This is a genomic window from Thermocladium sp. ECH_B (genome assembly GCA_001516585.1).
Classification (GTDB): domain Archaea; phylum Thermoproteota; class Thermoprotei; order Thermoproteales; family Thermocladiaceae; genus Thermocladium.
This window is the reverse complement of the sequence record LOBW01000068.1, coordinates 1-9,813: the sequence shown is the minus strand read 5'-3', so window position 1 is coordinate 9,813 and position 9,813 is coordinate 1. Positions and strand designations below refer to the sequence as shown.

The 9,813-nt window shown below is 53.4% G+C and carries 10 protein-coding genes; 8 read left to right on the top strand and 2 right to left on the bottom strand.

Annotation, left to right across the window (positions count from 1 at the left end; genetic code table 11):
* Positions 1–810: lipoyl synthase (locus AT710_07920; protein KUO90945.1), on the bottom strand; the 810-nt coding region annotated here is incomplete at its 3' end.
* 256 nt (positions 811–1,066) lie between these two features.
* Positions 1,067–1,348, bottom strand: a complete 282-nt coding sequence (locus AT710_07915; GenBank protein ID KUO90944.1) for a hypothetical protein — start codon at positions 1,346–1,348, stop codon at positions 1,067–1,069.
* A 109-nt stretch (positions 1,349–1,457) separates the two neighbouring features.
* Here AT710_07915 and AT710_07910 point away from each other — a divergent pair, with 109 nt between their 5' ends.
* The 8 genes from AT710_07910 (at position 1,458) to AT710_07875 (ending at position 9,768) form a co-directional block, all read left to right on the top strand.
* Positions 1,458–1,976 carry a hypothetical protein gene (locus tag AT710_07910; GenBank protein ID KUO90943.1) on the top strand — a complete coding sequence of 173 codons (519 nt, stop codon included), beginning with the start codon at positions 1,458–1,460 and terminating at the stop codon, positions 1,974–1,976.
* Positions 1,927–2,472, top strand: a complete 546-nt coding sequence (locus AT710_07905; GenBank protein KUO90942.1) for a ribosomal-protein-alanine acetyltransferase — start codon at positions 1,927–1,929, stop codon at positions 2,470–2,472. The genes AT710_07910 and AT710_07905 overlap by 50 nt, the downstream gene beginning before the upstream one ends.
* A gap of 6 nt (positions 2,473–2,478) precedes the next feature.
* Positions 2,479–2,814, top strand: a complete 336-nt coding sequence (locus tag AT710_07900; protein ID KUO90941.1) for a hypothetical protein — start codon at positions 2,479–2,481, stop codon at positions 2,812–2,814.
* Positions 2,815–3,023: 209 nt separating this feature from the next.
* Positions 3,024–4,859, top strand: a complete 1,836-nt coding sequence (locus AT710_07895) for a urocanate hydratase (protein ID KUO90940.1) — start codon at positions 3,024–3,026, stop codon at positions 4,857–4,859.
* Positions 4,860–4,864: 5 nt separating this feature from the next.
* Entirely contained in the window at positions 4,865–5,761 is an 897-nt protein-coding gene (locus tag AT710_07890; GenBank protein KUO90939.1) for an arginase, read from the top strand.
* Positions 5,758–7,236: a hypothetical protein gene (locus AT710_07885; protein KUO90938.1), complete on the top strand. Its 1,479-nt coding sequence runs from the start codon at positions 5,758–5,760 to the stop codon at positions 7,234–7,236. The genes AT710_07890 and AT710_07885 overlap by 4 nt, the downstream gene beginning before the upstream one ends.
* Complete coding sequence (locus AT710_07880; GenBank protein ID KUO90937.1) at positions 7,229–8,449, top strand: hypothetical protein; 1,221 nt, start codon at positions 7,229–7,231, stop codon at positions 8,447–8,449. Before AT710_07885 ends, AT710_07880 begins: the two co-directional genes overlap by 8 nt.
* A gap of 56 nt (positions 8,450–8,505) precedes the next feature.
* Positions 8,506–9,768 carry a hypothetical protein gene (locus tag AT710_07875; GenBank protein KUO90936.1) on the top strand — a complete coding sequence of 421 codons (1,263 nt, stop codon included), beginning with the start codon at positions 8,506–8,508 and terminating at the stop codon, positions 9,766–9,768.
* Positions 9,769–9,813 lie beyond the last annotated feature (45 nt).

The following is a 9,813-nucleotide window of genomic DNA, read 5'->3' as shown; positions in this document are numbered from 1 at the left end:
CTCGAGGGCCCTATATGAGCTCCTCACCATTGGCCCAGCCGCGACTGCCCTGAATCCCATGCTTAGCCCAATCGCCCTAAGTTCCTGGAACTCGCTGGGCTGCACGTACCTAGCCACGGGAAGATGCCTAGGCGATCCGCTTGGCCTCAGGTATTGGCCGATGGTCAATAGATCGACCCCGGCGCCCCGTAGATCCCTCATGGCCTTCAGCACCTCATCCCGCGTCTCCCCTAGCCCCAGCATTATTCCGGACTTAGTTACTTGATTCCCATTAATGCCCTTTATTGCCCTAAGTACCCCCAGCGACTTATCGTAGCCGGCCCTCCTATCCCTAACGAGGGGGGTCAATCTCTCCACTGTCTCTAAATTATGCGAGACCACGTCGGGCCCCGCGCTCACCACTGCCCGCAGGGCATCCATGTTAAGATTGAAATCCGGAATCAGCACCTCAACCCTGGTCCCCGGGTTAATCTTCTTTATTTGCCTAATCGTCATGGCGTAAATGCTTGCCCCTCCATCCGGCAAATCATCCCTATCCACGGNCGTGATCACCACGTAACGCAGCCCCAAGTCGCGCACGGCTAAGGCAACGCGAATGGGTTCAAACCAATCAATGCCCCCCGGCTTCCCCGTCTTAACTGCGCAGAACCTGCATGCCCTGGTGCATGTATCGCCCAGTATCATTATGGTAGCAGTCCCAAGCCCCCAACACTCGAACACGTTGGGGCAATGCGCATCTTCACAGACGGTATTTAACCTATAACGCTGCAGGACTTGCCTAACATCATCGTGGCGGGAACCAGTGGGCATCGATACCCTGACCCAGGAGGGTAAAGGCTTCACTATTGGACTTGATTGAGTGGATATAAATATGGTTTGGCGGTTGGTCGCGTGTTTTGTTTTGGGTTTCCAATTGCGTGTCCAATTATTGGTAACGCACATATAAATATTGCGCACAAAACAAGCCACACATTACCCCACTTAAGGATGGCAATTCGGAGATTGCACAGCTGTGGAGCATTTATCTAGGCCCAGGATTCGGGAACGGTTGAGGTGTCGCGGCCGATTATTTCCTATTTTTCCCTTTACTTGGCTTCGCCGCCTTCCCCTTCTTTTTATCGATTGGCTGAATGAGGGTTTCATAGGCCACATTGGCTCCTACGAAGATGACTGTGGCCACCACGACGATTGTGGTGGCGTTTATGAGCGGGTTAATGTTTGTTCCAAAGGTTGCGTGCCTCGCTATTAGGTAGGCGGACCAGGCCAGTACTCCGATCATTAATCCTCCATATCCATAATTAATCAGCTTAATCGCTTCACGCCACTTGGCTAGGTCGAATATATCCATGGATAGGGCGTCGCCATGCTTGGTTTTAAACTTTCCCAGGAACCGGTTAATCCTCGTGGCTTAATGGGCGTGGAACGCTTATTAATGAGGTCATTTAGCGGGTGTATGCATGAAGTTGGCCCTAATATTCATTGTGATTGCGCTGGGCGCCGCCACTGTTCTCGTGGCGAATAGCGGTGGATTCATTACTCCCTGGGCGGCCGTGGGCAGCTTCAGCATGGAGCCCACAATGGAGGTCGGCACCCTAGTCATATTGTGCCCTGTCCACGTGGGGTCCCTTCTTAATAATATAGTTGTTTATTTTCATGATGGGGAGTACATAGTTCACAGGGTGATTTATGTGGGCAATGGCTTCGTCGAGACCAAGGGGGACGCAAATCCGGTTCGCGATCCCTGGTTAACCCCATTCAATGAGGTTGAGGGCATGGTTTGCTTGGCGATTCCTTACTGGGGCCTCTTTAGCTTAATGATTAGGAATATAGCTACGCTTCTCGTATTTGCCATGTTAACCGTGGCCATGTACTCCATTCTGGCAACTATGGAGAGTTCTTTAAAAAGAGGGAAAGGCGGTTCAAGCCATGGGAGAAGTCACAGAAAAACTAGAGGGGGAAGAGGAGTTAGTAGCTAAGGATGGAAAAACAACGTACAAAATAAGGGAGTTCAACCTAAGGGATCTACAGTCAGTCACCTACATAAATAGGGCAGTGCTGCCCGAGAATTATCCTGACTTCTTCTTCGTGGAGCATCACATGAATTTCCCCAAGTCATTCATAGTTGCCGAGCTGGGCGGGAAAATAGTGGGCTACGTCATGACTAGGGTCGAGTTCGGTTGGTCCAATCTAAGGAGGGGTGGAGTCGCCAGGAAGGGCCACATAGTCTCAATAGGGGTGTTGCCGGAGGCTCGACGCCTCGGCGTGGCATATAATTTAATGATTAGATCAATGCGAGCAATGAAGAGGTTCTACAATGCGTCCGAGGTCTATCTAGAGGTAAGGGTATCCAATGCTCCCGCCATAGGTCTCTACACGAAGCTGGGATACAAGATAGTATCCACCCTGAGGGGCTATTACCAAGACGGCGAGGACGCATACATAATGGCTAGAACGCTCAGCGACTACTCTTAGGACATAATGCCCCGCTCCTTCCTGGTCCTTTTTCGAGAGCGGGGGTCGACCACGACAATACTAGGAGAGGAAAAATCCTCAAAGGGGGATGATGACCTCTTCGTGATACTTGGCCCAAGTGGAGGCGGAAAGACTACCCTGCTCCGAATCATAGCTGGACTAGTGGAGCCGGATGCCGATGTAATAAAAATAAATGGGAAAGAAATGAACGGCGTGCCCCCCCTTCGAGAGAAATACAGCGATGGCGTTCCAGAACTATGCTCTGTACCCCCACATGTCCGTATACGACAATATAGCCCTCAACATGAAGATACGAAAGATGAAGAAGGAAGAAATAGATAAACGAGTCAAGGAGGTAGCTTCAAAGCTGCACATTATTGGATGACCCCCTCAGCAACCGATGCTAAATTAAGAACTGAGATGAGGGCTGAACTGACCTCCTCCCTACCCTAAAGGGGCGAGACTTGTCGTTCGTTTTATCAGTTAAGTAGTGTCCCTCGTCGTTTAATTGTTCGGCTAAATTTTAAAACCATATAGTTATACTTAGCCTAATGAGTGTACCATATAAGTATATTGGAACGCCGCTCGAGGAATTAATCTCGCTGGGATACTACGACCCGGAGACCAGAAGAGTGAAGGCGATCAAGGGACGGGAACTCCATGTGAGGAGCCTTGATTGGCAGCTCGAGGGCCCCCTGCGAATGCTCTTCCATGTTCTGGATGAGGAGGTGGCGAAGGACCCCAAGAACCTCGTGGTTTACGGCGGCACAGGGAAAGCAGCTAGGTCCTGGGAGGACTTTGAGGCGATAGTATCGTCATTGGTGTCAATGGATCCAGACGACACGCTAGTCATACAGAGCGGGCAGCCCGTGGCCATTTTCAAGCTGGACAGGAGGGCGCCACGCGTAGTGATGAGCAATGCAATGCTGGTTCCCAAGTGGGCTGATTGGAGGATTTTCAGGGAATTAGAGGCTCGGGGCCTCATAAGTTTCCACCAAATGACCGCTGGGTGCTGGGCATACATTGGAACCCAGGGAATACTCCAGGGAACTTATGAAACCATTGGGTACGCGGCCGAGAGGCACTTCGGGAGCCTAGAGGGGAGGCTAGTGGTCAGCGCTGGACTGGGCGAGATGGGGGGCGCCCAACCCCTCGCCGTGAAGATGCTTGGCGGGGTCGCCCTCATAGCCGATGTGGATAAGAGAATGATAGAGCGCAGGATCAATACGGCGTACCTGGATACTTGGACCGACGATATAGATAAGGCGATAAGCATGGCGTTGGCCGCCAAGGAAAAGAGGCAAGCCACCAGCATAGGNGTTCTGGCCAACGCCGTTGACCTGCTTGAGAGGCTAGTGAGGAGCGGCATAACGCCGGACCTATTGACGGATCAAACCCCAGCCCATGACCCGCTCGCCTATGTTCCCCAGGGATTGAGTCTGGAGGATGCCAATAAGTTGCGGGCGAGCGATCCGGATAAGTACGCCGCGTTGTCCTCATCATCCATGGCCAAACACGTTCAATTAATGCTGGAGCTCCAGAGGAGGGGCGCCGTTACCTTTGATTATGGAAATAACCTTAGGAAGCAGGCATTCGATGCCGGGGTGGAGGATGCATTCAAGATACCTGGCCAAATGGAGTTCCTGAGGCCGATGTTCGAGGAGGGAAGGGGCCCATTCAGGTGGATAAGCCTAACCGGCGACCCAAACGACATATATAGGTTGGACGATGTCCTCCTAACCCTCTTCGAGCGCAATGCTAGGTTGGCGAGGNGGATAAGGAATGCGCATCAATACGTGAAGTTCCAGGGACTGCCGGCTAGGGTGGTTTACCTGGGGTATGGGGAGAGGGCGNTCTTTGGGAAGACTGTTAGCCAAATGGTGAGGAGAGGAGAATTAAATGGCCCCATATGGTTCGGGAGGGATCACTTGGACAGCGGCTCCGTTGCGTCGCCCTATAGGGAGACCGAGGCCATGCTTGACGGGAGCGACGCCATTGGGGACTGGCCAATACTGAATTACGCATTAAACACGGCGTCTGGAGCGACCTGGACATGCTTCCACCACGGCGGGGGAACAGGGATAGGGTACGCAATTCACGCGGGCTTCGGCATGGTGGTGGATGGAACGGAGCTGGCGGAGGAGAAGGCAATGAGGGTATTCACGGTTGATCCGGGCAGCGGCGTCGTGAGGCACGCGCATGCGGGATACCCCAAGTCGCTGAGGGTGGCGAGGGAGAAGGGCATTCGAATCCCCATAATGGATAGGCTGGAGGAGAAGAGCAGGAAAGTCATTGAGGAGGCCCATAGAGAGGGCAGGGCAAGCGATTACACGTATGACCGCGTCAAGAAGGATCTGGAGGAGTACGATAAGCGAGTGCGCAAGTGATTCTAATGCCGATAACTAGGGCACCGGGTTCCCGCTTCATAAAGGATCCAAGGGATGTAAGGCTTGAGGATAAGATAATTAAGGGAGGCGCGAAGGGAGACATTGGGTTACTCGGGGTTCCTTGGGACGGCGCCGTGGGGGGGAGGCCGGGCGCTCGCTTCGCCCCATCACGCGTAAGGAGCTTTCTCTACTCAATGCCCCTCAACATTGATGCCTCTATAGTGGATTTCGGGGATGTCGATGTAGTGCTTGGGGATCACGGCGAAACCATGAGGAGGACGCGTGAAGCGGCTTCCCAGGCATTGAGGCAAGTGAAGGAGCTGCTCGTGATTGGGGGCGATAACAGCGTTTCTCATCCAGTCTTTCAAGCCTTAAATGATGCAGAGAAGAGGGTTGGCTATATATTGATAGATGCTCATCCAGACATAAGGACGGTCACCGAGGGATTAACGAGCGGATTGGCGATAAGAATGATTAGGGAAACAAACCCATCAATGCCCATAACCGTTGTGGGGTACAGGCCCCACTCCAACCCGAGGTACCTAATTGATGAGGCGCGGCGCCTCAATATAAGGATAATAACCATGGATGAGGTCGAGGAGATAGGCGTCATGGGCACCGCCGCTCAACTTGTGGAGGCGTATAGAGGAATGCAGGTGTACCTTAGCCTCGACATGGATGCCGTGGACCCCGCGTTCGCGCCCGGCGTTAATAGTCCATCCCCCGGCGGCTTCACGTCTAGGGAAGCCATTAGCCTCGTATCGAGGTTATCCAGGGAATTGAGGCCCAGGGTATTCGACGTGGTGGAGATAACTCCGCTAGTGGATGTAGCCGATCAAACCTCTAACCTAGCAGCGGCAGTGCTGATGAGCGCTATGTGGCCCCGAGGCGACATGGAGTGAGGCTGGGCGAGCTAAGCGCAATGGATGTATATGAGGCCGCCGTCGGGAATGCGAGGATCGAGTTCAGCGATATTGATGGGCTTGATGAGGGCGCAAGGAGGCTTGAGGAAGCGGCGGCGACGAGCAGGATATACGGCGTTAACACTCTCCTAGGCGAATTAGCCAATAGCGGCGAGGGCGGCGAAGTGGATCCACTGGACATGATTAGGATGCATGCCTGTGGGGTTGGGGAACCAGCGCCTAGGGAGTGGGTTAGGGCTTCCCTACTGGTCAGGGCTAATCAATTGGCGCAGGGCTACAGCGGAGTGAGGAGCGGCCTCCTCCAAGTCATGATCGGCATGCTTAACTCCGGCGCTTCCCCCATAGTGCCTGTCCTGGGCAGCGTTGGATCCAGCGGCGACCTGATTCCATTAGCCCATATATCACTGGCCGTGGCGGGGGAGGGCGAGGTGGATATCAATGGGGAGAAGCTCCCCGCCGCCGAGGCACTGCATAGAATTGGCTTAGCCCCATTCATTCCCAACTTGAGGGAGGCGCTAGCCATGATTAATGGAACTAGCTTCAGCGCAGGCGCATTCGTTGTTGAGCTCATTAACTCGTTTCTAGTCGTCATTGGCTCCCTGGCCTCGACGATCATGGTGATGGAGGCCGCCAGGGGATCATTGAGCCCGAACTCCATTGAGGTCAATGCAGTGAAGAGGCATAATGGCCCTCTCCTGGTCGCTAGGCTCCTGGAGGAGTCCCTTACCGGGAGCGGCAGGATCAATTCATCGGGGAGGGTTCAGGATCCATACTCGATCAGGTGCTCAAGCCTCGTGATTGGGGCCGCGCTCGATGCGTTGCGGTGGGCTAGACGCAATCTGGAGAACGAGATTAACTCCACCAGCGATAATCCAGTGATGATTGGGACAAGCTTCAAATCCACTTGCCACTTCCATGGCCAATACATATCATTATCCAGCGACCTAGCCAGGAATGCGGTGGCTTCCCTCATTAATCTTGAGGAGAGGAGGAGCGCGCAACTGCTTAGGCGCGAAATAAATGGGGAAGAGGAGTACCTGGGCAGGAGGGGCGGCGTTGGCTTCATGATAATGCAGTACACCAATGCCGGCCTCTCGGGTCTTGCGCGCCAATTAGCGGCCCCGGCCCTCGTCAATAATGTGNCGACGAGCGGTTTCCAGGAGGACGTGGTCGCCATGAGNCTCAACTCCGTCTACGTGTTGAGGCAATTAAATGAGTTGGCGTCGAGGAGCATCGCGATAAATCTATTACTGAGTTACGTTGCTCTAAGCAGGGATGAGTGTGGTGGATGCGGGGAAGCCGCCCGCCTCCTTTATGAACTAATTAAGGATAAGTGGAGGAACAGCGATGTGGGGGCCTCAATAGAGGCGGTTGCCCATGACTTGCCCCGGATCCTGGCTAGATTCCTCGAGTCAAGGGGCTTAACCCTGAGGGGAGTGGTGGAGAGTGATTGATTTACTAGTGGATAATATAGGCGTATTAGTCACAGCGAGGAAGGCGCCGTGGAGGTTTGGGGATGATGTATCCATCATCGAGAACGCCGCGGTAGCCGTCTCGCGGGGCGAAATCATTGACGTGGGCAATTCAGGAATTATTGGGAAGAAGCATAACGCGGCGCAGGTAATTGATGCGGGCGGTAAATTAGTTACGTCTGCGCTAGTGGATGCGCATACTCACATGTTGTTCGCCGGGGATAGGAGTTGGGAATTGGGGTTAAAGCTTGGGGGAGCCACGTACGGCGAGATACTGAGGAGGGGCGGTGGGATATACAGCACAATAGCATTAACGGAGGCGGCCAGCGATGAGGAATTAATGCGGAGCCTAGGGGATAGGGTAGGCGTGGCGGTGATGCATGGGGCTGGCGCANTGGAGGTGAAGACGGGGTACGCCGAGTCGCCCAGCGGCGAGGCTAGGTTACTCAACATAATACGACGCGCTAGATTCACTGTGAGGCTTGTGAATACTCTCCTCATGCATGTGCCGCCGAGGGGANGAGATAGGGAGGCGCATGTTAAGGGCATGATTGAGGCGCTGCCCCAATTAATGCCCAGCTTCGCCGATGTGTTCTGCGATGATGGTGCGTTCACAGTGGATGAGAGTAGGCGATTCCTATCCGCCGCCGCTAGGCTAGGTATTGGGTTAAGGCTTCACGCCGATGAGTTGGCGAGCATTGGTTGCAGCGAATTAATAAGCGAGTTGNCTCTATCCTCAATCGATCATTTACTCAAGACGCCGAGCGATACCATGGCTAGGATAGCTAAGTCCAGAACCGCCGCCGTCCTGTTGCCTTGCACCGCGTTATCCATGATGGGCGGCGAGAGGCCGCGGATAGGTGTATTGAGGCGGGAGGGCGGGATTCCCGCGATGGGCACGGATTTCAGCCCGAACTCGTGGTGTCCAAGTATGGAGATGGCGATGGAATTATCCACTTACCTCTACGGCTTGACTCCGCTTGAGGCCTTAATGGCGGCCACGGTTAACTCGGCCTATAGCCTTGGCCTTAATGACATTGGCACAGTGACTCCGGGAAGCCGTGCCTTCTTAGCTATTTGGAGTGTGGATAAGGTTGATTGGTTAACGTATTGGGTTGGAGGCGGCAAATTAAGGCAACTAATTTTGGGGAGTACGGTGATTAATGGCAAGGCGGCATCAATGGCGGTTAATTAGATCTATTTAGTGGGAAGGTTTTAAAGCTGGTCGTGCAAGGCTTTAATGGCGTCTCCATGTATGTTAAGAGGGAGTGGGATAGACTTGGGAAGGTAATGATTCATAGGCCCGGAATAGAGATGTTCTACGGCCTCCTTCATCCCAAGTCATTCCTCTATGAGCGTGCGTTCAGCATGGATGAGGCGCTCTACGAGCATGAAGTGCTGGAGCACGCATTGGAGAGGGAGGGGGTAATGGTTTATAGGGTTAAGAAGGTCATTACTCAACAAATAAAGTCAAGCCCCGAGTTCAGGAGCAGGGTAGTGAAGCTGGTCAGGGAGCTTGTGGAGTTCAGGGGGGACGTCAATGATGACTCCATTGAGTTCATCAATAATTTATCCATTTATGACCCGGAGTTCCTGTTCAATGTGCTGGTCCTGAGGCCAACGCTTATACTGAAGAGGCGTCGCCGGTCTAGGTCATATAAGGTATATGTGGTGAATAAGATGCCGCTCGCCAATATGTACTTCATGAGGGACCAGCAAATAACGGTGCCGAACGGCATAATTCAGGGCCGCATGGCGCTACCGCAGCGGAGGCCGGAGACAAGCGTAACCGAGCTCGCCTTTGAGGCTTTATCCATGCCGATAATATATAGGGTTGCGTCGCCCGGCATCCTGGAGGGAGGCGATTATATGCCGCTGGGCGACTTCGCCATAATTGGGTACGGGCACAGGACTAATAGGGGCGGCATCCTTCAAGTAATGGGGCTCCTCGGGGTGAAGGAGGTGGCTGTCGCTCGATTGCCGAGGCATCCCCTCGTGCCCAGCGGGGACTCGATGCTTGACATGCATCTGGACACCTTCTTCAACGTTATGGGGGATGGATTGGCCGTGGGCAATGAGGACCTAATGAAGAAGGCGCCCGTGGAGGNTTACCTAAATGATGGGGACAAGTTCTCTCCAAGCATTAGAACCAATCTGCTTGACTACGTTAAGTCCAAGGGATTCAATGTGATCTCCATATCATTCATGGAGCAATTATCCTACGCCAGCAACTTCCTCACAATCAGGGATAGGAGGGCGTTGATTCCGAACGTGGAGATGAATGCAGCGAGGGTAATTAATGCATTAAGGATGAAGGCGGAGGCGGACTCGAACTACGCGAAGCTATTCGAGGTGGCTAAGGCCGAGTACGGCAAGTTAAGGGTGGAGGGCCACATATTCCCACATAAGCCGGAGCTAATGGAGGAGGGCATAGACTTCATACAGATAGACGTCAGCGAATTGACGGGCGGGTACGGGGGCATTCACTGCATGACATCCATAGTGAGCCGCTGAATGAGTCTCCAGAATTCATATTTATAATCATATAATTAGGGGGAG